Here is a 22,489-nt window from a genome sequence, read left to right as displayed (position 1 = left end):
GCCCCCCGGGCAATGCCGATCACCCTCGACCTGCTGGCCTGGATGCCAATGGCCTTTCCGCATGTCCGGCCCATCACACGGTCCAGTGGCTTGGCTCGGATTGTCGACCGAGTAATGGGTTCGCCGTCCGGTACCCGTCATTCTGCCTCCAGGTGTGATCCCGACGGTGGCCGTGAGGGCGTCCTGGAGTGTTCGCAGGCCTGCGAGCATGGGCGGGGCACCTCCCACCCCCGTGTCTCTCCGCTCTACCCGCCGTGGCCCGTCGCCTTGCCCGCCACTGCGGCGGCCGTGCGGACGAAGGCGGCCAGGGCTGGGGAGGTGGCGTGCTCGGGCCAGGCGAGGGCGAGCGTGGTGGGCTCGGCATCGTCGACTGGGACAGCGACCAGGTCGTCGCGGAGCTGGTCGCGGATGGAGGAGGGGAGGACGGCGACCATGCGGCGCAAGGCGATGAGGTGGAGAAGCTGCGCAAGGTCGTGGATCTCGGGTCCGGGTGAGTCACCCTCAGATGCGCCCGGCCAGCGCGGCAGGGGCTCCCCGGCGAGGTCGTTCAGGCAGACCCGGGTACGGCCCGCGAGGCGATGCGAACTCGGCATCACGAGAAGTTGAGTCTCGGTCAGGAGGTCCTGGGTGTCCAGGCCGGTGAGGTCGTGGTGGGGGCGGTGAAGCAGGGCGGCGTCGGCACGGCCCTCCCGCAGGAGGATCTCACGCTCGCCGAAGCTGCACACCAGCTCGACCGGCAGCGCACCCGGCTCAGTCTGATAGGCGTCGAGGATCGCGGGCAGCAGGCCACCGTCGCCGCCCGGCTTGATGACCAGGACCAGACGCGGTTCCGCTCGGCCGGCCCGCCGGGTACGGCACGCCGCGGCCGACGCGGCGTCGAGCACCGTACGGCTCTCGCGGAGCAGGACGGCCCCCGCCTCGGTCAGTGCGACCCGGCGACTGCCACGTTCCAACAGGGCCACGCCCAGCCGTCGTTCGAGCTGCTGAATGGCGCGGGAGAGCGGCGGTTGGGTCATCCCCAGCCGGGCGGCCGCCCGGCCGAAGTGCAGTTCCTCGGCGACAGCGGTGAAGTAGACGAGCTCGCGGACCTCCAGTCTTTCCATACCCGCACGGTATCGCTGCGCACCTGATCGGTGTTGGAACTCCCGGCCGCCCCCGTGGTGGGCTGAACGCATGACAGAAACCACGACTGCCCTGGTCACCGGTGCCAACAAGGGCATCGGGCGCGAGGTCGCAGCCCGGCTCGCCTCGCTCGGCGCGAACGTCCTGCTGGCCTCGCGCGACCCGCGCCGCGGTGCGGCAGCCGCAGCCGCCCTGGGTCCGCGGGTGTACCCGGTCACCCTGGACGTCACGGACCGCGCCGGCGTCCTGTCCGCCGCCCGCTGGATCGAGGAGCGCTTCGGCCGGCTGGACATCCTGGTCAACAACGCCGGCATCGCCGGCGACCTCGCCGCCCAGAGCCCTGGCAGTGTCGAACTGCCCGTTGTACGCGAGGTGTTCGAGACCAACGTGTTCGGCGTGATCACCGTGACCACCACGATGCTGCCGCTGCTCGCGCGCTCCCCCGCCGCCCGGATCGTCAATGTCAGCAGTGGACTGGGCTCCATCGCCCGGATGACCGATCCCGAGGACTACTTCACAACCCGGCCCCCGTTGGCCGCGTACGTCCCGTCCAAGACCGCACTCAACTCGCTGACCGTGCAGTACGCCAAGGAACTGCGCAGCCGCAACATCCTGGTCAACGCCGCCGATCCGGGGCCGTGTGCGACCGACCTCACCACCGCATTCCCCGGCCTCACCCGCACCGCGGCCGACGGCGCGGCCGTGATCGTCCGGCTCGCCACGCTGCCCGATGACGGGCCGACCGGCGGCTTCTTCGACGAGCACGGCCCGGTCCCCTGGTGAGCTGCCTGTCAGGGAACCGAGGGACGGGGCGGGGTCAGCCCGGACGGGATGGGCGAGCCGGAGACCGCGCCGGCGCCCGACGGGCCGCAGCGCCCGGGTTACCCGCCGGACCGCCCCGGCGACAGCCGACGGAAGGGTAGCGGACCGGCAGGCAACCTTGGCCGGGTACTCGGTCCAGGTGCGGACCGTGAGTCGGGGGCGAAGCTGGTCTGCGGTGGTCGGTGCCGTTGAGGGCGAAGTAGCACAAGGCGGCGAACTCGGACTCGATCCAGTTCAGCCACGATCCGTAGGTCGGCAGGAAGACCGGCTCGCTGTCGTTCGCCGCGGCCCACGCGCGGACGTTCGGGTGCTTGTGAGCGGAGAAGTCGTCCAGGACGACGTGGAGCTTCTCGCCGGGCCGGCGGATGCGCAGGGACTTGAGCAGGGACAGGAACGCGCACCACGTCTGCGGGGCCGGATGCGGTAGTACATCTTGCATGCATACCGGCCGGACGAACACCCCCGGACGACGTCCCACGACCACCCCCACCATCACAACGTGGAAGCAGCCTGCCACGCAACGAACGGAAGATCAGTTACCCGACCCAAGGATCCGGGCCAGGCCACCCGCCCGTTGTCCTGGCCTCCAAGCCGCCCCCGCCCAGAGCAGATGATGCACCGAGGGGCGGCACCCCCGCACAGGGTGCCGCCCCTCTTTTGTGTGCCGGGGCCGCCGTCCATCGGTCTTGAGGGTCGGGGACGGACGGCGGACCCGGGGTCCTGGGAGGCCGGGCGGCCTCAGCGGTGGTCGCTGCCCTCCGACTGGGTCGCCGCCCGGCCCGCCTCCAGGCGGGCCACCGGGATGCGGAACGGGGAGCAGGAGACGTAGTCGAGGCCCACCTCGTGGAAGAAGTGGACGGACTCCGGGTCGCCGCCGTGCTCGCCGCAGACGCCCAGCTTGAGGTCGGGGCGGGTGGCGCGGCCGGCCTTGGCCGCCGCCGCGACCAGGGAGCCCACGCCGTCCCGGTCGATCGTCTCGAAGGGGGACACCCCGAAGATGCCCTTCTCCAGGTACGCGGTGAAGAAGGAGGCCTCCACGTCGTCGCGGCTGAAGCCCCAGACCGTCTGCGTCAGGTCGTTGGTGCCGAAGGAGAAGAACTGCGCCGCCTCGGCGATCTGACCGGCCGTCAGGGCCGCCCGCGGCAGCTCGATCATCGTGCCGATGGACAGCTTCAGGCTGGTGCCGGTCGCCGCCTCGACCTCCGCGATGACCTGGTCGGCCTCCTCGCGGACGATCTCCAGTTCCTGGACCGTGCCGACCAGCGGGATCATGATCTCCGCACGGGGGTCGCCCTTGGCGTTCTTGCGTTCGGCGGCGGCCTCGGCGATGGCGCGGACCTGCATGGTGAACAGGCCGGGGATGACCAGGCCGAGGCGGACGCCGCGCAGGCCCAGCATCGGGTTCTGCTCGTGCAGGCGGTGGACGGCCTGGAGGAGGCGCAGTTCGTTCTCGTGGGGTTCCTGGCGGGACTCCGCGAGGGCCACGCGGACCGAGAGTTCCGTGATGTCGGGGAGGAACTCGTGCAGCGGCGGGTCGAGAAGGCGGACCGTCACCGGGAGGCCGTCCATCGCCGAGAAGAGTTCGACGAAGTCCTTCTTCTGGAGCGGCAGGAGGGCGTTCAACGCCTCCTCGCGGTCCTCCTGGGTGTCCGCCAGGATCAGGCGTTCCACGAGCTCACGGCGGTCGCCGAGGAACATGTGCTCGGTGCGGCACAGGCCGATGCCCTGGGCGCCGAAGCGGCGGGCGCGCAGCGCGTCCTCGGCGTTGTCGGCGTTGGCACGCACCCGCAGCCGGCGCTTGCGGTCGGCGAAGGCCATGATGCGGTGGACGGCCTCGACGAGTTCGTCGGCGTCCTGGGCGCCCGCGTGCATCCGGCCCTCGAAGTACTCGACGACCGGGGAGGGCACGACGGGCACCTCGCCCAGGTAGACCTTGCCGGAGGAGCCGTCGATGGAGATGACGTCGCCCTCCTCGACCACCTGGCCGCCCGGGACCGTCATCCGGCGGCGCTTGGTGTCGACCTCGAGGTCCTCCGCGCCGCACACACAGGTCTTGCCCATGCCGCGGGCGACCACGGCCGCGTGGGAGGTCTTGCCGCCCCGGGAGGTGAGGATGCCCTCCGCCGCGATCATGCCGTCGAGGTCGTCGGGGTTGGTCTCGCGGCGGACCAGGATGACCTTCTCGCCCGAGCGGGACCACTTCACCGCGGTGTACGAGTCGAAGACCGCCTTGCCGACCGCCGCGCCCGGCGAGGCGGCGATGCCCCGGCCGACCTGCTGGGCCTTCGCCTGCTCGTCGAAGCGCGGGAACATCAGCTGGGCGAGCTGGGCGCCGGTGACGCGCTGGAGGGCCTCGGTCTCGTCGATCAGGCCCTGGTCGACCAACTGGGTGGCGATCCGGAAGGCCGCGCCCGCGGTGCGCTTGCCGACCCGGGTCTGGAGCATCCACAGCTGACCGCGCTCGATGGTGAACTCGATGTCGCAGAGGTCCTTGTAGTGGTTCTCCAGCGTCTCCATGATCTGCATCAGCTGGTCGTACGACTTCTTGTCGATCTGCTCCAGCTCCGCGAGCGGGACCGTGTTGCGGATGCCCGCGACGACGTCCTCACCCTGGGCGTTCTGGAGGTAGTCGCCGTAGACGCCCTGGTGCCCCGAGGCGGGGTCGCGGGTGAAGGCGACGCCGGTGCCGGAGTCGGGGCCCAGGTTGCCGAAGACCATCGAGCAGACGTTGACGGCGGTGCCGAGGTCGCCGGGGATGCGTTCCTGGCGGCGGTAGAGCTTGGCACGGTCGGTGTTCCAGGACTCGAAGACCGCCTTGATGGCGAGGTCCATCTGCTCGCGCGGGTCCTGCGGGAAGTCCCGGCCGGCCTCGGCCTTGACGATCTTCTTGAACCGGGTGACCAGCTTCTTGAGGTCGGCCGCCTCCAGGTCCGTGTCGACGGTGACCTTCTTGGCGTCCTTGGCCTCGTCGAGGGCTTCCTCGAACAGCTCGCCGTCGACGCCGAGGACCGTCTTGCCGAACATCTGGATGAGGCGGCGGTAGGAGTCCCAGGCGAAGCGGTCGTCGCCGGCCTGCTTGGCCAGACCCTGGACCGACTTGTCGGAGAGGCCGATGTTCAGGACCGTGTCCATCATGCCGGGCATGGAGAACTTGGCGCCGGAGCGGACCGAGACCAGCAGGGGGTTGTCGGCCTGGCCGAGCTTCTTGCCCATCCGGCCTTCGAGGGCATCGAGGTGCGCACTCACCTCGTCACGCAGTGCCGCGGGCTCCGCGCCGCTCTCGAGGTAGACCTTGCAGGCCTCCGTCGTGATGGTGAAGCCGGGGGGAACGGGGAGTCCCAGATTCGTCATCTCGGCGAGGTTCGCGCCCTTGCCACCGAGGAGGTCCTTGAGGTCCTTGTTTCCCTCGGTGAAGTCGTAGACGAACTTCGCTACGTGGGGTTCTTTGTTTTCCGACACGGGTCTCGACTCCCTCGAGGACGCGGTGGCTGCCCTGACGGCGAGGAACATACCCAGATCGAAGGCGTCTGGGTACGTCTACTTGCGTGTCATGCGCCCGTAACCGGTCGTCCGCCAGTGGATTGAAAGTCAAAGCTTGGCAAGCCGTAGTCCGATCGTGTTTTCACTTCTTGAACACATCATCCCTCATCGCCGCACTATTTCGCTCATCTGAGCGGCCATCCCGCACGTCTGATTTCGATCGATGAACGATCAAAGGGTGGCACCCAGTGCCACCCTTTGGAGAAGTGCAGTCGCCCATGATCCGCTCATCTGAGCGCAGCCCTTATCAAGGGTGGCGAGAATCACGCTGCCACAAGCCGCCCGGGTTCACCATGCGGACATCGGCACGGGACGGAAACGCACCGGTCACACGCACCGGTCACACGCCCAGCGCCAGCAGCCGTTCCTCCACCCGTTCCGGCGCGTACAGCTGTGCCACGACCATCAGCCCGGCGCCGACCAGCGCCGCCCGCTCCTCCAGTCGCGAGGTGACGACGTCCAGGTGGGCGGTGGAGCGGGGCAGCGCCCGCTGGTACAGCAGCTCTCGCACACCGGTGAGGAAGGGGGTGCCCGCCAGGTCCCCGGCGATCATCAGCACCCCGGGGTTGAGCAGGGTGACGACCGTCGCCAGCACGTCCCCGACCTGGCGGCCGGCCTCCCGCGCCAGCGCCGCCGCCTGCGGATGGCCCGCCGCGAGCAGATCGCGCACGTCCGAGCCCGAGGCCGCCGGCACCCCCGCCTCCGCCAGCCGCCGGGCCACCGCGCCGCCACTGGCGACGGCGGCGAGGCAGCCGTACGAACCGCAGCGGCACTGCGCCTCGGTGCCCACCCGGATGTGGCCGATGTCCCCGGCGCCGCCGTCGACGCCCCGGAAGACGGCGCCGTCGACCACGACCCCGGCGCCGATGCCGGTCGAGACCTTCACCAGGACGAACGCCGAGCAGTCGGGGTGTCCGGTGCGCTGCTCGCCGTAGGCCATCAGGTTCGCGTCGTTGTCCACCACGACCGGGACCGCGGGCGCCCCGGTGTGCTCCGTGAACGCCCTGGCCAGCCGTCCCCGTATGTCGTAGCCGTCCCAGCCCGGCATGATCGGGGGCTGCACGACCCGGCCGGTGTCCATGTCGACGGGGCCCGGTACCGCGAGGCCGATCCCGCAGACCTCCTCGGCGCGGTGGCCGGTCTTCGTCAGCAACTCGGCGAACCAGCGGCCGAGTTCGGGCAGCACCGCCTCCGGCCCCTCCTGGATGACCAGGGTGCCGGAGTGCTCCGCGAGGAGCTCGCCGCTCAGCGACAGCACGGCGGCCCGGGCGTGGCGGGTCTCCAGGTCGGCGGCGAGCACCACCGCGTGGGAGTCGTCGAACTCGAGGGTGATGGAGGGGCGTCCGCCGAGCGGCGAGTCCACCGGGCCGCCGGCGCCCTCGCGCAGCCAGCCCGCGCGGAACAGCCGGTCCAGGCGCTGGCCGACGGTCGCACGGGAGAGTCCGGTCGCCTGCTGGAGCGCACCGCGCGTCACGGCCCGTCCACTGCGCACCAGTTCGAGCAGTTCGCCCGCGTTCGCCTGCCCGCCGCCCCTGCCGGTTCTCCCCGGACGTCCGGTCATGCGCACCCCCTTGTGTTTCTCAAGCTTGCATTACATATTGAGTTTTGCGTGTTAAATAGACGTAACCCTACGGTAGCCACAGCCAAACCCGGTCGGCCGGACGTCTTCGGGGAGTCCCGAGTGGATCGCACTGCCCAGCTCACCGCCCATGCGCCTGATCACGAGATCGCATACGATCCACCGTCCACGCTGCCGAACGGCCCGACGTCCCTGCACGTCACGGCCGCGCGCGTGCTCGACGCGAACTGGACCGGCACCTCGACCGTGCCCTCCCGGCGGCTGTATCCGCACCAGTGGTCATGGGACTCGGCGTTCGTCGCGATCGGGCTGCGGCACCTGTCGCCGCTGCGCGCGCAGACCGAGCTGGAGACGCTGCTGGCCGCCCAGTGGGCCGACGGGCGGATCCCACACATCGTGTTCAACCCCTCCGTACCCCTCGACGCGTACTTCCCGAGCCCCGACTTCTGGCGCTCCTCGTCCGCGGGCCGCGCCGCGGGCGCCCCGCGCACCGTACAGACCTCCGGGATCGTGCAGCCACCGGTGCACGCGCTGGCCGCCTGGCTGGTGCACCTGGCCGACCCGGGCCTGTCCCGGGCGCGCGGCTTCCTGGCCGGCGTCTACCCGCGGCTCGCCGCCTGGCACCGCTATCTGCTGCACCGGCGGGACCTGGGCGGCGGCGGGCTGGCCTCGGTCGTCCACCCCTGGGAGCAGGGGATGGACAACAGCCCCTGCTGGGACGCCCCCCTCGCCCGCGTCGCCCCGGCCCCGGCGCGCTCCTTCCGCCGGGCCGACCTGGACCACGGCGCCCCCGAGGACCGGCCGACGGACCTGGACTACGGGCGGTACGTGCGGCTCGCGGCCGACTACCGGGACGCCGGGTACGCGGACCACGGGCGGGAGTTCGCCGTCGAGGACCCCGCGTTCAACGCGCTGCTCGTCGCCTCCGAGCACGCCCTCGCCCGGATCGCGCGGGAGCTGGGGGCGACCGGCACGGCACGGCACGCGCGGGCGGAGCGGCTGACGGCGGCCCTGGTGGACCGGCTGTGGGACCCGGAGCGGGAGATCTTCCTCTGCCGGGACCTGCGGGGCGACGGCGGCCTGATCCCCGAGCGCTCGGTCTCCGGGCTGGTCCCGCTGCTCCTGCCCGAACTGCCGGCCGAGATCGCCGCCGCGCTGGTGCGGACCCTGACCGGCCCGCACTTCGGCACCGCCACCCACCTGGTGCCCAGTTACGACCTGCTCGGCGAGGCCTTCGACCCGCACCGCTACTGGCGCGGGCCCGCCTGGTTCAACACCGGCTGGCTACTGGAGCGGGGGCTGCGCGAACACGGCGAGCGGGAGCGGGCGGACGCGCTCGCCGAGGCACTCGTGGGGACCGCCGGCGCGAGCGGGTTCGCCGAGTACGTCGACCCGGGCACCGGCGAGGCGTGCGGCGCGACCGGCTTCAGCTGGACGGCGGCGCTCGCCCTCGACCTGCACCACAGCACGAAACACTCGAAACACCTGAAACAGTCAACACCTTCTAAAAATTGACAAGACCTGACAAAACGACGTGTCTTCGTCGTGGGTGGCACGTTCGACCTGGGTGACAAAGGAGGGGACCGGGGATGACGGACCGGCATCACCTGCTCGTGCACGGCGAGACCTTCGCCGCCGTGGACGACCACGGCGACATCAGCGGCGTCCGGGGCGGCGGCTCCCCGGACGGGTTGTTCGTACGGGACGCCCGGCACCTCAGCCGCTGGCAGCTGACGGCCGACGGGGCGCTGCCCGAGGTGCTCACCCCGGTCGCCGACGGGGACGGCGCGCACTGTGTGCTGGTGCCGCGCGGCGGCCGCCAGGAACCGCCCGCGCACACGCTGTTCCGGGAACAGGCGGTCGGGGACGGCGCGTTCGTCGAGTCGCTGCGGGTCACCAGCAACCGCGCCGTGCCCACCACGATCCGGCTCGCGATCACCGCCGACGCCGACTTCACCGACCAGTTCGAACTCCGCGCCGACCACCGCACCTACACCAAGTCCGGTGCGGTGCGCTCCCGTCAGATCCTCGAGGACGGACTGGAGTTCGGCTACCGGCGGGGCGAATGGCGGTCCTGTACGACGATCACGGCCGACCCGGCGCCGGACGCCGTGGAGGAGACCGGCACCGGAGCCCGGCGGATGGTGTGGACGCTGGAGCTGGCGCCGTACGGCACGACCGAGCTGGTCGTCCGGGTGATCGGGCGCCCGCACGGCGACCGGCGGGCGCTGCGCGTACCGCGTGACCCGGCCGCGCTCAACGAGCAACTCCTCGCCGAAGAGGGTGAGTTCGTGGAGGGCGTGGCCTTCCCGACCGGCTGGCCGGAGTTGGCGGCGGCCTGTGCCCGCGGCCTCGCCGACCTCGCCACGCTCCAGGTGCCGGCCACCGGGCCGGACGGGGAGCAGCTCCGGGTCCCCGCCGCGGGCGCCCCCTGGTTCCTCACCCTGCTCGGCCGCGACGCCCTGCTCACCTCCCTCTTCGCCCTCCCCTACCGCCCGCAGCTGGCCGCCGCCACCCTCCCGGCGCTCGCCGCCACCCAGGCGACCGAGACCGGCGCGCACTCCGTGGCCCAGCCCGGGAAGATCGTCCACGAGGTACGGCACGGGGAGCTGGCCCACTTCGGGCAGGTGCCGTACGGGCGGTACTACGGGTCCGTCGACGCGACCCCGCTCTTCCTGATCCTGCTCGGCGCGTACGTGGAGCGCACCGGGGACCTCGCGACCGCCCGGCGGCTGGAGCGCCACGCGCGCGCGGCCGTCGGCTGGATGCTCGACCACGGCGGGCTGACCTCGCGCGGCTACCTCGTCTACCGCGCGGACAAGGGCGGGCTCGCCAACCAGAACTGGAAGGACTCCCCCGGCGCGATCTGCTCCGCCGACGGCAGCCGGCCGGTGGGGACCGTGATGGCGGCGGGCGCGCAGGGGTACGCGTACGACGCGTTGCGGCGGACGGCGTGGGTGGCGCGGACCGTGTGGGCCGACGAGACGTACGCGGCGCTCCTCGAACAGGCGGCCGGTGACCTGCGGGACCGGTTCCAGCGGGACTTCTGGATGCGGGAGGCCGGGTTTCCCGCGCTCGCGCTGGACGGGGAGGGGCGGCAGGTCGACGCGCTCGCCTCGGACGCGGGGCATCTGCTGTGGTCGGGGCTGCTCGACAAGGAGTACGGGGAGCAGGTCGGGCGGCGGTTGCTGGAGCCGGACTTCTTCTCCGGGTGGGGGGTGCGGACGCTGGCCGCGGGGCAGCCGGCCTACCACCCGTTGTCGTACCACCGGGGGTCGGTGTGGCCGCACGACAACGCCCTGATCGCGCTGGGGCTGGCGCGGTACGGGCTGCACGACGAGGCCCGTACCGTGGCGCACGGGCTGGTGGACGCGGCGACCGCGGGCGGGCACCGGCTGCCGGAGGTGCTGGCCGGGTACGGGCGTCAGACGCATCCGGAGCCGGTGCCCTATCCGCACGCGTGCGCGCGGGAGTCGCGGTCGGCGGCGGCTCCGCTGGCGCTGTTGACCGCGGTGGGGGGTGCGTAGGACGCCCCGTGCGGGCGTTGGTCGGTATGCGTTTGCCCGGTGTTTGCCGAAGGTCCTGAACCGGGGTCTTCCGCGAGCCGTACGGAAAGTCGGCGGGTCCAGGCCTCCCCGGCGTCGACCCGCCCTCTCCGTCTCACGGGTCGCACACGGAAGGACCTCCGGGTTGCCTCAGCACACGAGCACACGCCAGTCATCAAGTACGGCCGGGGAGCCCGGGGCTGAGGTCGAGGCCGAGCAGGCCGAGCAGGCCGAGGAGACCCCGAAGGCCACCGGCACCACCGCCTCCGGGCGCACCACGAGCACCGGGGACACGGAGGCCGCGCACGAAGCGGCGACCACGGGCGAGCTCGAGTCCGTGGGCGAGGACGCGCCCACGGACCACGCGACTCCCGCCCCCGGCACCAACGGCGAAGCCGAGCCCGAAGCCGGAAGGGGGGCCAGGCCCGAGACCACTGCCGAGCCCGCCCCCGAGGCCGACGGCGGGGCCGCACCCGAGCACGCCCCCGGGGTACGTGACGAAGTCGTTGCCGAGCCGACGCTCGAAGCCTCCAAGGGCACCGCCGCCGGGCCCAAGGAGGCCCCCGAGCTCGCCCCCGATTCCGCCTCTGAAACCGGTGACGTGGCCGGGGCCGCTGCCGAAGCCTCGGCCGAGGGCGCTGCGCAAGCCGCCGCCGAGGCGCGTGCCGAAGGCGGGGGCGGGGTCGGTGCCCCGGTTCGGCGGCCTCGGTTGTGGCAGCGGTGGCGCACGGAGCATCCCTCCGCCGCACGGGTGCTCTCCGTCACCCTCACCGTGCTCTCCGCCCTCCTCGTCTACGTCTGCCTGCTGATGCCCAACACGCTCAGCGGCCTGAAGCCGGTCACGTTCGTGCGGATCCCGGCCGAGGCGGTCATGGGCGCGGTGGTGCTGCTGGCTCTGCCGCGGCGCTACCGGCGGGTGCTCGCCTCGGTCGCCGGGGCGGTGGTCGGCGCGCTGACCATCGTGGACTTCTTCAACATGGGGTTCGTCGACTACCTGGGCCGTCCCTTCAACATCATCCTGGACTGGTCACTGCTGCCCGACGCCCGTGGCTACCTGCAGGACACCCTCGGCGGCACCGTCGAGCTGGCGATCACCGTCGGCGCGGTGCTGCTGGTCTTCCTGCTGATCGGGATCGTCGCGCTGGCCACCGTACGGGTCTCCGACCAGCTCGCCCGGGTCCGGACGAAGGCCACCCGGGGAACCCTGATCGTCGGCACGGTGTGGATCACCTGCAACGCGCTCGGCCTGTCGGTCGCCGGCGCGCCGCTCGCCGCGCAGAAGGCGACCGCGGTGCTGAAGACGCAGGTGCGCACCGTGCAGCTGACGTTGAAGGACGAGGCCGAGTTCCGCAAGGTCGCCAAGGTGGACGCCTTCGGGAACACCCCGGGCGACCAGCTCGTGCCGGCGCTGCGCGGCAAGGACGTGGTCTTCACGTTCATCGAGAGCTACGGGCGCAGCGCCATCGAGGACCCGATCGAGGCACCCGGTGTCGACAGGACGCTGGACGCGCAGACGGCGATGCTGAAGAAGGCCGGTTACGCCGCGAAGAGCGGCTGGCTGACGTCGGCGACGTACGGCGGCAGCAGCTGGCTGGGACACTCCACCACCATGTCGGGGCTGTGGGTCAGCAACCAGCAGCGGTACCGGACCGTCATGGCCAGCGACCACCTGAGCCTGACCAAGGCGTTCAAGAAGACCGGTGACTTCGACACCGTCGGTGTGATGCCGGGTATCCAGAAGGGCTGGCCGGAGCAGAGCTTCTACGGCCTCGACAAGGTCTACAACGCCTTCCAGCTCGGCTACAAGGGGCCGAAGTTCAGCTGGTCGACGATGCCCGACCAGTACGCGCTCCAGCAGTTCCAGGACCGGGTGCACAGCAGGAAGCCGGCCGACGGCAAGTCCCGGATGTCGCTGCTGATCCTGACCTCCAGCCACCAGCCGTGGGCACCGATCCCGAAGATGGTGCCGTGGGACGAGCTGGGCGACGGCTCGGTCTTCGACGCCATCCAGAAGGCCGGCAACAAGGCGTCCGACGTCATCGCCGACACCACCAGGTCCCGCCAGGAGTACGGCAAGTCGGTCCAGTACTCGGTGACCGCGCTCACCCAGTGGCTGCAGCGCTACGGCAACGACGACACGGTCCTGGTCTTCCTCGGCGACCACCAGCCGATCGCCCGGGTCAGCGGCAACCACGCCAGCCGTGACGTGCCGATCTCCATCGTCGCCAAGGACCCGAAGGTCCTCGACGCGATCGGCTCCTGGAACTGGACCGACGGTCTGCGCCCGGCGCACGACGCCCCGGTGTGGAAGATGAGCGCGTTCCGCGACAGGTTCCTGACCGCGTTCGGCTCCACTCCGCACCCGAAGACGAACTGAGCGCTCAGCCTCCCGAGGTGTCCAGTTCCGCGTCCTCGGTGATGCCCGCGCAGTCGTAGGGGTCCTTCAGCCAGCCGTCCGGCAGCACCACCCGGTTGTTGCCGGACGTACGGCCGCGGGGACCGTCGGCGCCCGCGGGCCAGGGCTGGTCCAGGTCCAGTTCGTCGAGGCCCGCGCGGAGTTCCGCCAGGGACGAGGTGACGGCGAGACGCCTGCGCATCTCGCTGCCGACCGCGAAGCCCTTCAGGTACCAGGCGACGTGCTTGCGGAAGTCGACCACGCCCTTGGACTCGTCGCCGAGCCACTCGCCGAGCAGCCGGGCGTGCCGGACCATGACGTCGGCGACCTGCCGCAGGGACGGCCGGGCGATGTCCTCGTGCCGCCCCTCGAACGCCGCCACCAGGTCCGCGAACAGCCACGGCCTGCCCAGGCACCCGCGCCCGACCACGACCCCGTCGCAGCCGGTCTCCCGCACCATCCGCAGGGCGTCCCCGGCCGACCAGATGTCGCCGTTGCCGAGCACCGGGATCTCCGGGACGTGCTCCTTGAGGCGGGCGATGGCCTCCCAGTCGGCGGTGCCGCCGTAGTGCTGGGCGGCGGTGCGGCCGTGCAGGGCGATCGAGGTGACGCCCTCCTCGACGGCGATCCGGCCGGCGTCGAGGTAGGTGATGTGGTCGTCGTCGATGCCCTTGCGCATCTTCATCGTGACGGGGAGGTCCCCGGCGCCGCTCACCGCCTCGCGGAGGATCGCGCGGAGCAGGTTGCGCTTGTAGGGCAGGGCCGAGCCGCCGCCCTTGCGCGTCACCTTCGGGACCGGGCAGCCGAAGTTCAGGTCGATGTGGTCGGCCAGGTCCTCCTCCGCGATCATGCGGACGGCCTTGCCGACGGTGGCCGGGTCGACGCCGTACAGCTGGATCGAGCGCGGCTTCTCGGTCGCGTCGAAGCGGATCAGCTGCATGGTCTTCTCGTTGCGCTCGACCAGGGCCCGGGTCGTGATCATCTCGCTGACGAACAGCCCCTTGCCCCCGCTGAACTCTCGGCACAGGGTGCGGAAGGGGGCGTTGGTGATCCCGGCCATGGGGGCCAGGACGACCGGCGGCTGAACCGTGTGGGGGCCGATCTGCAGGGGCGACGTGGGCTCGGGCATTCCCCCATTGTCGCGCACGGCGCACGGTGCCCGGACGCCACGATCATGTAGCGGTCATTAGTTAGACGCACTATCGAAACCGGCGTAGGATGACGTCATGCCCGAGCTGAGCCCCCGCCGCCGGATGCTCGTGCTCGCGATCTGCTGCATGAGCCTGCTGATCGTGAGTCTCGACACCACCGCTCTCAACGTCGGCCTGCCGTCCATGCAGCGCGAGCTGCACGCCTCCACGGCCGGACTTCAGTGGACGATCGACGCGTACACCCTGGTACTGGCCTCGCTGCTGATGCTCGCCGGTTCCACCGGCGACCGGGTCGGCCGCAAGAAGGTCTTCATGACCGGACTCGTGGTCTTCTCCCTCGGCTCGCTGCTGTGCTCGCTCGCGCCGAACCTGGAGTCGCTGATCGCGTTCCGCATGGTGCAGGCGGTGGGTGGCTCGATGCTGAACCCGGTCGCCATGTCGATCATCACCAACACCTTCACCGACCCGCGTGAACGGGCCCGGGCGATCGGCGTGTGGGGTGCGGTGGTCGGCATATCCATGGCCGCGGGACCGCTGGTCGGCGGCCTGCTGGTGGAGTCGGTCGGCTGGCGGGCGATCTTCTGGGTCAACCTCCCGGTGGGCCTGGCGGCGCTGCTGCTGACCCTGCGCTTCGTACCGGAGTCCCGGGCGCCGAAGGCCCGTCGTCCCGACCCGGTCGGCCAGGTGCTGGTCATCGCGCTGTTCGGTTCGCTGACGTACTCGATCATCGAGGCGCCGACGGCGAGCGCGGCCACGGTGGTCCCGTTCGCCGTGGTGGCCCTGGCCGCCCTGCTCGGACTGCTCTGGTACGAGCCGAGGCGTGACCAGCCCCTCATCGACCTGCGCTTCTTCCGTTCGGTGCCGTTCAGCGGCGCCACGGTGATCGCGATCAGCGCGTTCGCCTCGCTCGGCGGCTTCCTGTTCCTGTCCACGCTGTACCTGCAGAACGTGCGCGGTCTCGACGCCCTGCACGCGGGCCTGTGGATGCTGCCGATGGCGGTGCCGATGTTCCTGTGCGCGCCGCTGGCGGGACGCCTGGTGGGCAGCCGCGGGCCGCGTCTGCCGCTGGTGATCGCCGGGGTGGCGATGACGGCGAGCGCGGTGCTGTTCGCGGCCTTCGAGGCGGAGACCTCGAACACCACCCTCTTCGTCGGCTATGTCCTGTTCGGCATCGGCTTCGGCTTCGTGAACGCCCCGATCACCAACACCGCGGTCTCCGGGATGCCGAGGTCGCAGGCGGGGGTGGCGGCGGCGATCGCCTCCACCAGCAGGCAGCTGGGCCAGACCCTGGGCGTGGCGGTCGTCGGCGCGGTGCTGGCGTCGGGGATCGGCTCGGCGTCGTACCACCGGTCCTTCGTGACCGCCGCCCGGCCGGGCTGGTGGATCCTCGCCGCCTGCGGCGTCGCGGTCCTGGCCCTGGGGGCGCTGACCAACGGCCGCTGGGCCCGCGGCACGGCCGAGCGCACCGCGCAGCGCCTGGAGTCGGCGGAGATCCGCCAGGTCGTGGGCGCCGGGGACCGGGTCTAGCCCCAGCCCCTGTCCTGTGCCGGCCGCGCCCTCGTGGGCGTGGCACGACCGTCAGCAGGAGCTGGTCATGCGCTGGTGGCGGGTCCGGACCAGCTGGTGGAGGGCGCCCAGGGCCAGGGCCTGGAGCAGGGCGGACACCACGACCATGGCGACGAAGAACCAGTCCGGCATCTCCGCCGGGTCCCAGGCGGCCCGGCCCAGCGCCCCGACGAGCAGGAACGCGGGGAAGGTGACCAGGGGCGGCCAGAGCCAGGCCGAGGCGGGGTCCGTGTCCTGGGCGGCCACGGGGTCCAGCGCGGCCTTGGCGATGACGAACGCGACCAGGGCCAGGTAGGCCACCGACACCCGGTTGCCGAGCGTCAGCCGTACGAGCGTGCGGACAAGGCCAGGTCCCATCGGTCGTCCCCCTGTGGTCGTGGTGTTCCGTCCCCTGTCTGCATGGTGGTTCGAACGGCTGTGCCCTGTCCTGAGTACCCGTACTCAACCGGGGGGCCCTGTGGTCAGTTCGCGGGTCCGCCCAGTTCGAACCACACGTTCTTGCCGGTGCCCAGCCGGGTCGTGCCCCAGCGTCTGGCCAGCCGGTTCACCAGGTACAGGCCGCGTCCGTGCTCCTCGTCGGGCGTGGCCCGGCGCAGCCGGGGCAGCTGCGGCACGTCGTCGCCGACCTCGCAGCGCAGCACCTCGGTGCGCAGCAGCCGCAGGCCGATCGGCCGGGTGGCGTGTCGTACGGCGTTGGTGACGATCTCACTGACCAGCAGCTCGGCGGTGTCGCTGAGCTCCTCCAGGTCCCACGCGGCCAGCGCCTGCCGGGTGAGCCGGCGGGCCCGGCCGGGGGCCGAGTTCTCCGGGTCCAGGGTCCAGTAGGCCACGTCGCTGGGCGCGATGCCGTCGAAGCGGGCGGCGAGCAGGGCGATGTCGTCGTCCCGGTCGCCCGGGCCGAGCATGTCGAGCACCTCGTCGCAGAGCGCCTCCAGGGGCGGCGGCCGGTCCGGGCCGGTCAGCTGGGCGGTGGCGGCCAGCTTCTCGCGCAGCTGCTCGATGCCGGTCCACACGTCGCGCAGCCGGGACTCCACCAGACCGTCGGTGTACAGGAGCAGGGTGGCGCCGGCGGGCGCCTCCAGCTCGACCGCCTCGAAGTCGATGCCGCCGACGCCGATCGGGGCGCCCGGCGGCACCGCGAGGACCTCGGTCTTGCCGCCGGGGTGCAGCAGGATGGGCGGCGGGTGGCCGGCGTTGGCGACCGTCATGCGGTGCGAGACCGGGTCGTAGACGACGTAGAGGCAGGTCGCCATGCGGTCGGTGCCGAGGCGCTGGGCCTGTTCGTCGAGGTGGTGCAGGACCTCCTGCGGGGGCAGGTCGAGCCCCGCCAGGGTGAGCGCGGTGGTGCGCAGCTGGCCCATGACGGCGGCCGAGGTCATCGAGTGCCCCATGACGTCGCCGACGACCAGCGCCACCCGGCTGCCGGGCAGCGGGATCGCGTCGTACCAGTCGCCGCCGACGCGTGCGGTCTCGGCGGCGGGGAGGTAGCGGACCGCGAGCCGGACGCCGGTGGGCCGGGGCAGGCTGTGCGGGAGCATGGCGCGCTGCAGCCGGTCGGCGATGAACGCCTCCCGGCTGTACAGCACGGCCTTGTCGACGCCGAGCGCGGTGTGGGTGGCCAGCTGGGCGGCGACCAGCAGGTCGGCGGGTTCGAACGCCGGGCGTTCCGGGCGGCGCAGGAAGACCACGGCGCCGGTGACCCGGCGGCGGCCGCGCAGCGGGGCGAGGATCGCGTGCGAACCGACCCAGCCGTTCAACGCGCTGTCCTCACCGACGAGTTCGCTGAGCGCGGCACGGGTCGGCGCGTTGTCGGCGAACACCGGCCGGACTCCGCGCAGCACTTCGGCGAGGGCACCGCCGGGCACCACCTCGCTCCAGTCGGAGGCGTCCAGGTCGTCCTGCTCGTCGCCCACGGTCTCGACCGGCCAGACCAGGCCCTCGGCGCCGGGGCCCTTGATCCGGTCGGTGCGGCGCAGCCGGAGCACGGCGGGGCCGGCGGGGCGTTCGTCGCCGACCGGGAGCGGGTCGCGCAGGTAGACGAGGGCCGCGTCGGAGTACGTGGGTACGGCGGCCCGGCACAGGCCGAGCACGATCTCGTCGGTGTCGAAGCCGCGGGCGATCCGCCGGGTGGCCGCGCCGACGTAGCGGAGGCGGTCCTCGTCCGGCGCCTTCAGCGCGGTGGTGGGCCGCACCTGCGGGATCACGGTGGCCTCCCGCACCCCGAGCGCGGTCTGCGCCGCCAGCGCGTCGGCCAGGGCGATGTCGTCCTCCACGAAGTCCTCCCGGTCCGGGCGCCGTAGGAGCACCGCCACGCCCACCACGGCGTCGGGTGCGCGCAGCGGGGCGAGCAGGACCCGGTTGCCCTGCGGCAGCCGGGGTGCCGTCCCCAGCAGCTCGCGCAGCGCGTCGGCGGTGTCGCCGACGGCCGGGTCGCCGGCGCGCGCCCGGCCGCAGCGCAGCATTCCGGCCAGCACTCCGTCGGACGCCACCGACGCGGTGTCCGGGGGCACCCCGCCCATGACGCCCGCGAGTTCGGCGGGCGCCTGGTCCAGCAGCAGCCGCAGCGGCTCGGACCGGTCCTGCGGGCCGTCCTCCAGGTAGACGAACGCGCCGTCCGCCAGGTCGGGGACGACCGACCGGCACAGCTCACGGACGGCCTGGGCGGCGCCCTCGGCGCGCGCGATCCGGCGGCCGGCAACGGCCAGGAAACGTTGAGGATCCGGCAGCATCGCCTCTCCGTGCCGGTGGCCGCTTCACAAGGTCGCTTTCATCTTGAGCCAGGGTCAATGCCGTGTCCAGGGTTTCCGCCGGTACACCAAGTCCAGCGCGTGATCCGGTGGTTGGGGGCACGACCGGAGGGTGACCCCGGGAACACCCACCGTACGCCCGCCCAGTTCACGTGAACACCCCCGGTGTCCCCGGTAAAACCCGGTGCAGATTCCCCCGTTGATGTTGGTCCTGCTGCACACTCGCGTCATGTCGCCGATCGACGAGAGCAAGGTCAGACGCTGGGACCAGCACGGCCGCGAGCACGTGGTCCGGGTGCGGCGCACGGGTGTGCAGCGCACGATCCAGTGCGGCACCTGCGGCTGGCGCCGGCGCGCGCAGTTCCTGCCCTGGCTGAAGGCCGAGGAGCACCTGGCCGAGGCCCACCAGGCCACCGTGGACCCGGCGGGGGCCGAGCCCTCCCGATGAGTTCTCGCCGGTGCCGCAGTCGTACCCGTGACCGCGCCCACCGGAAGGACGACCGATGACCCCGACCCCGCTGCACACCACCCTGCGCCGCCACGCCGCCGACGGGACCGTCACCGGAGCCGTAGGGCTCGTCGCCCGCGGCGACGACGTCGAGGCGGTGGCCGTCGGGTCCATGGACGCCGAGGGCTCCGCCCCGATGGAACGGGACGCGATCTTCCGCATCGCGTCGATCACCAAGCCGATCACCGCCGCGGCGGTGCTGATGCTGGTGGACAAGGGCCTGGTCGGACTCGGCGACCCGGTGGAGCGGTGGCTGCCCGAACTGGCGAAGCCGGTGGTGGTGCGGACGCCCGCCGGGCCCGTCGACGACGTGGTGCCGGCCGCCCGCGCGATCACCGTCGAGGACCTGCTGAGCTTCCGGACCGGCTGGGGCATGCCCGACGACTTCTCGCTGCCCGCCGTCCGGCCCCTGACCGCGGTGCAGCGCTACGACCTCCCCTTCGGACGGTGGCCGGACCCGGACACCTGGCTGCGGGCGCTCGCCGAGGTGCCGATGCTGCACCAGCCGGGCGAGGCCTGGCTGTACGGCACCTCGTCCGACCTCCAGGGCGTCCTGGTCGCCCGGGCGTCGGGCCGGTCGCTCGCCGACTTCCTGGCGGAACGGCTCTTCGAACCGCTGGGCATGCGGGACACCGCGTTCGAGGTGCCGGCGTCGAAGCGGCACCGCTTCACCTGGGCCTACCACCGCGCCGAGGACGGTGCCCTGCGCCTCGTGGACACCCCGGACGGCCGCTTCGACGGTCTCCCGCGGTTCCTGTCGGGCGGCGGCGGCCTGGTCTCCACGGCGGACGACTGGCTGGCCTTCGGGCGGCTGCTGCTGAACGCGGGCGCCACCGCCGACGGCCGCTCGCTGCTCTCCCCCACCTCGGTCAGCCGGATGACCACCGACCACCTCACGGCGGCCCAGCGCGACGCCGCCGCCCTCTTCCTGGAGGGCCAGGGCTGGGGGTACGGCGGCCAGGTCGACGTCACCCCGGCGGATCCCTGGTCGGTGCCGGGCCGCTACGGCTGGGTCGGCGGCACCGGCACCACCGCGCACGTCGTCCCGGCCACCGGTACGGTCACGGTCCTGATGACGCAGACGGCCATGACGAGCCCGACGCCGACCCCGCTGATGCGGGACTTCTGGAGGGTCACGGCATAGGGCCGCCGTTACGGCATTCGGGTGACACGGGGCGCACGCGTCGGACGGCCGGGAGGACCCCTTTCACCTGTGGCCTTTACCGAACCGCGACCCTTGCCCGCGCTGCTTCGCGGAGGCGCTCGGGTCGCCGTCGCGGGCGACCCGGCCGAGCCTGGAGGCGTCCCCTCGTCACTCGACAGGAGCACTCCATGCACACCACTCAGCGTCAGATGACCCGTGCCCTCGCCGCGGGCGCCCTCTCGCTGGCCCTGCTGTCGGCCGGCGGCGCCGGCGCCCTCGCCGCGGAGACCAAGGCGAGCCCTTCGCCGTCCACGATGGCCTCGATCTCGATCAAGGCCACCAAGTCCTCGGTCGCCACGGGTGAGTCCGTCACCTTCACCGGCCGTACGTCAGGTCTGAAGGTGGGCGCGCCGCTGGTGCTCCAGCACGAGAAGAGCGGCAAGTGGGTCCCGCTCAAGGTGAACACGAAGATCAAGAACGGCAGTTCCTACTCGCTGACCACGTCGTTCAAGACGAAGGGGACCCAGCACCTGCGGGTCGCCGCGGTCGGCAAGAAGGTGTACTCCCCCACCGTGACGGTCAACGTCACCTGAGGCCGCGCACCAGCAGCTCCACCAGCGCCGCGAAGTCCCCGTCGGCCTCCGGCCGCTCCCACTCGCGGGCGTAGCCCGGGTCGTGGAAGCGGCCGGTGGCCTGGAAGACCGCGCGGGCCGCGGCGGCCGGGTCGGGCACCGTGAAGGTGCCCGACCCGGTCCCGTCCGCGATGATCCGGGTCAGCTGGCCGGTCAGGTCGGCGATGTGCTCGGCGACCGCCGGGCCGCTCTCCTCGACCAGCACCATGTAGGTGGCGAACAGCTCGGGGTCGTCGCTCGCCTTGCGCCGCTTGGCCTCGAACAGCGCCCGCAGCCAGGCGCGCAGCCGGTCCTCGGGGGCCCGGTCCTCGGCCAGGATGCCGGACAGCGCCGCCGAGGTGCGGTCCAGCCACCGCTTGGTCACCGCCGCGCGCAGCGCCGCCTTGGTCCGGAAGTGCCGGTAGACGCTCCCGTGGCTGACGCCGAGCGCGCGGGCCACGTCGACCACGGTGGCCTTGGCCGGGCCGTGCCGGCGCAGCACCTCCTCGGTCGCCTCGAGGATGCGTTCGGCGGTGAGGACCGGGGGCGGGGACGTGGCTGCCATGACCTAGACGGTACCCGGACGGTCGTACCGGCTGTTGGGGGCCGTGATCACTGCTCGGTGCCGAGGGTGGCCATCTGCACGGCCGGGTAGCGGGTGCCGGCCGCCGCGTCCGCCGGTACGGCCTCCTCGATCGCCGCCAGGTCGGCCGCGTCCAGGGTGACGTCGAGCGCGCCCAGCGACTCGGAGAGCCGCTCGCGGGTGCGGGCGCCGACGAGGGGCACGATGTCGTCGCCGTGCCCGGCGCCCCGGGAGAGCACCCAGGCGATGGCGATCTGGGCCACGGTCACCCCCTTCTGGTCGGCGATCTTGCGCAGCGCCTCGACCAGGTCGAGGTTGTGCCGGAGGTTGTCGCCCTGGAAGCGGGGCGAGTGGGCCCGGAAGTCCTGGGCGCCGAGCTGCCGGTCGCGGGTGAAGTGGCCGGAGATCAGACCCCGGGAGAGCACGCCGTACGCGGTGATGCCGATGCCCAGTTCCCGGGTGGTCGGCAGGATCTCCCGCTCGATGTCCCGGGTGATGATCGCGTACTCGACCTGGAGGTCGGAGATCGGCGCGGTGGCGGCGGCCCGCCGGATGTTCTCGGCGCTGGCCTCGCTGAGGCCGATGTGCCGGACGTACCCGGCGTCGACCAGTTCGCTGATCGCGCCGACGGTCTCCTCGATGGGGACGTTCGGGTCGACGCGGGCGATCCGGTAGACGTCGATGTGGTCGACGCCGAGGCGCTGGAGGGAGTAGGCGGCGAAGTTCTTGACCGCGGCCGGCCGGCCGTCGTATCCGAGCCAGCTGCCCTCCGGGCCGCGCAGCGCGCCGAACTTCACGCTGAGCAGAGCCTGTTCGCGGCGGGCGGCGGGGGCGGTGCGCAGGGCCTCGCCGATGAGCATCTCGTTGTGGCCCATGGCGTAGAAGTCGCCGGTGTCGAGCAGGGTCACGCCGGCTTCGAGGGCGGCGTGGACGGTCGCGATGGACTCGGCCCGGTCGGCCTCGCCGTACAGCGCGGACATGCCCATGCAGCCGAGGCCGAGGGCGGAGACCTGCGGGCCGGTGGTTCCGAGGGTGCGGGTGTGCGTCGTCATGGCTCCACTCTGGCATGACAGCTGACAGATTTCAATATCTGTCATTCCATAGGTCCGCGTGGAGTCCCCGAGCCCGCAAAAAAGCGGTTCCCCGCACCCCGGAAGGGGTGCGGGGAACCGCGCG

17 protein-coding genes are annotated in these 22,489 nt (G+C 72.1%); 8 read left to right on the top strand and 9 right to left on the bottom strand.

Annotated features, from left to right (window positions below; translation table 11 throughout):
• Positions 1 to 245: 245 nt before the first annotated feature.
• Positions 246 to 1,103 (bottom strand): LysR family transcriptional regulator, encoded by an 858-nt coding sequence (locus ACZ3KP_RS25660; RefSeq protein ID WP_467501928.1) that lies wholly within the window; start codon positions 1,101 to 1,103, stop codon positions 246 to 248.
• Between the two features lie 70 nt (positions 1,104 to 1,173).
• Here ACZ3KP_RS25660 and ACZ3KP_RS25655 point away from each other — a divergent pair, with 70 nt between their 5' ends.
• Positions 1,174 to 1,905, top strand: a complete 732-nt coding sequence (locus ACZ3KP_RS25655; RefSeq protein ID WP_467501926.1) for an SDR family oxidoreductase — start codon at positions 1,174 to 1,176, stop codon at positions 1,903 to 1,905.
• Positions 1,906 to 1,939: 34 nt separating this feature from the next.
• Here the strand turns inward: ACZ3KP_RS25655 and ACZ3KP_RS25650 are convergent, their stop codons facing one another.
• The 3 genes from ACZ3KP_RS25650 to ACZ3KP_RS25640 all read right to left on the bottom strand — a co-directional run bounded on the left by ACZ3KP_RS25650 (position 1,940) and on the right by ACZ3KP_RS25640 (position 7,045).
• The gene (locus ACZ3KP_RS25650) at positions 1,940 to 2,383 is read right to left on the bottom strand and encodes a transposase (protein ID WP_467501924.1); all 444 of its coding nucleotides are present in this window, start codon (positions 2,381 to 2,383) and stop codon (positions 1,940 to 1,942) included.
• Between the two features lie 299 nt (positions 2,384 to 2,682).
• Complete coding sequence (gene ppdK, locus ACZ3KP_RS25645; protein WP_467501923.1) at positions 2,683 to 5,403, bottom strand: pyruvate, phosphate dikinase; 2,721 nt, start codon at positions 5,401 to 5,403, stop codon at positions 2,683 to 2,685.
• 421 nt (positions 5,404 to 5,824) lie between these two features.
• Positions 5,825 to 7,045 (bottom strand): ROK family transcriptional regulator, encoded by a 1,221-nt coding sequence (locus ACZ3KP_RS25640; protein ID WP_467501921.1) that lies wholly within the window; start codon positions 7,043 to 7,045, stop codon positions 5,825 to 5,827.
• Positions 7,046 to 7,165: 120 nt separating this feature from the next.
• Here ACZ3KP_RS25640 and ACZ3KP_RS25635 point away from each other — a divergent pair, with 120 nt between their 5' ends.
• From ACZ3KP_RS25635 to ACZ3KP_RS25625, 3 genes are all read left to right on the top strand, one after another.
• Positions 7,166 to 8,578, top strand: coding sequence for an MGH1-like glycoside hydrolase domain-containing protein (locus tag ACZ3KP_RS25635; protein ID WP_467501919.1), 1,413 nt, complete (start codon positions 7,166 to 7,168; stop codon positions 8,576 to 8,578).
• Positions 8,579 to 8,652: 74 nt separating this feature from the next.
• Positions 8,653 to 10,590 carry an amylo-alpha-1,6-glucosidase gene (locus ACZ3KP_RS25630; RefSeq protein ID WP_467501917.1) on the top strand — a complete coding sequence of 646 codons (1,938 nt, stop codon included), beginning with the start codon at positions 8,653 to 8,655 and terminating at the stop codon, positions 10,588 to 10,590.
• A gap of 619 nt (positions 10,591 to 11,209) precedes the next feature.
• Positions 11,210 to 12,985, top strand: coding sequence for a sulfatase-like hydrolase/transferase (locus ACZ3KP_RS25625; protein WP_467502029.1), 1,776 nt, complete (start codon positions 11,210 to 11,212; stop codon positions 12,983 to 12,985).
• Between the two features lie 4 nt (positions 12,986 to 12,989).
• On the opposite strand, the gene dusB is transcribed toward ACZ3KP_RS25625, so the two are convergent.
• On the bottom strand, positions 12,990 to 14,132 hold the full coding sequence (gene dusB, locus ACZ3KP_RS25620) for a tRNA dihydrouridine synthase DusB (RefSeq protein WP_358971097.1): 1,143 nt from the start codon (positions 14,130 to 14,132) through the stop codon (positions 12,990 to 12,992).
• A gap of 97 nt (positions 14,133 to 14,229) precedes the next feature.
• Here dusB and ACZ3KP_RS25615 point away from each other — a divergent pair, with 97 nt between their 5' ends.
• Complete coding sequence (locus ACZ3KP_RS25615) at positions 14,230 to 15,681, top strand: MFS transporter (protein ID WP_467501914.1); 1,452 nt, start codon at positions 14,230 to 14,232, stop codon at positions 15,679 to 15,681.
• 51 nt (positions 15,682 to 15,732) lie between these two features.
• Here the strand turns inward: ACZ3KP_RS25615 and ACZ3KP_RS25610 are convergent, their stop codons facing one another.
• Both ACZ3KP_RS25610 and ACZ3KP_RS25605 read right to left on the bottom strand, forming a co-directional pair.
• Positions 15,733 to 16,077, bottom strand: coding sequence for an SCO4225 family membrane protein (locus ACZ3KP_RS25610; protein WP_467501912.1), 345 nt, complete (start codon positions 16,075 to 16,077; stop codon positions 15,733 to 15,735).
• Between the two features lie 104 nt (positions 16,078 to 16,181).
• Positions 16,182 to 18,449, bottom strand: coding sequence for a SpoIIE family protein phosphatase (locus ACZ3KP_RS25605; protein ID WP_467501910.1), 2,268 nt, complete (start codon positions 18,447 to 18,449; stop codon positions 16,182 to 16,184).
• Positions 18,450 to 18,696: 247 nt separating this feature from the next.
• Between ACZ3KP_RS25605 and ACZ3KP_RS25600 the strand changes: the two genes are divergently transcribed.
• The 3 genes from ACZ3KP_RS25600 (at position 18,697) to ACZ3KP_RS25590 (ending at position 20,712) form a co-directional block, all read left to right on the top strand.
• Positions 18,697 to 18,915, top strand: coding sequence for a hypothetical protein (locus ACZ3KP_RS25600; protein WP_467501908.1), 219 nt, complete (start codon positions 18,697 to 18,699; stop codon positions 18,913 to 18,915).
• A gap of 55 nt (positions 18,916 to 18,970) precedes the next feature.
• Positions 18,971 to 20,119 (top strand): serine hydrolase domain-containing protein, encoded by a 1,149-nt coding sequence (locus ACZ3KP_RS25595; RefSeq protein ID WP_467501906.1) that lies wholly within the window; start codon positions 18,971 to 18,973, stop codon positions 20,117 to 20,119.
• Positions 20,120 to 20,307: 188 nt separating this feature from the next.
• Positions 20,308 to 20,712 carry a hypothetical protein gene (locus ACZ3KP_RS25590; RefSeq protein WP_467501904.1) on the top strand — a complete coding sequence of 135 codons (405 nt, stop codon included), beginning with the start codon at positions 20,308 to 20,310 and terminating at the stop codon, positions 20,710 to 20,712.
• Here the strand turns inward: ACZ3KP_RS25590 and ACZ3KP_RS25585 are convergent.
• Together ACZ3KP_RS25585 and ACZ3KP_RS25580 are read right to left on the bottom strand one after the other, a co-directional pair.
• On the bottom strand, positions 20,705 to 21,295 hold the full coding sequence (locus tag ACZ3KP_RS25585; protein WP_467501902.1) for a TetR family transcriptional regulator: 591 nt from the start codon (positions 21,293 to 21,295) through the stop codon (positions 20,705 to 20,707). The two genes, ACZ3KP_RS25590 and ACZ3KP_RS25585, sit on opposite strands and share 8 nt — an antisense overlap.
• A 47-nt stretch (positions 21,296 to 21,342) precedes the next feature.
• Positions 21,343 to 22,365, bottom strand: a complete 1,023-nt coding sequence (locus tag ACZ3KP_RS25580; protein ID WP_358971117.1) for an aldo/keto reductase — start codon at positions 22,363 to 22,365, stop codon at positions 21,343 to 21,345.
• Between the last annotated feature and the right edge of the window lie 124 nt (positions 22,366 to 22,489).

Source organism: Streptomyces sp. NPDC020958, assembly GCF_055562175.1.
The sequence above is the reverse complement of the archived record's forward strand: the minus strand, read 5'-3'. Positions and strand labels throughout refer to the sequence as shown.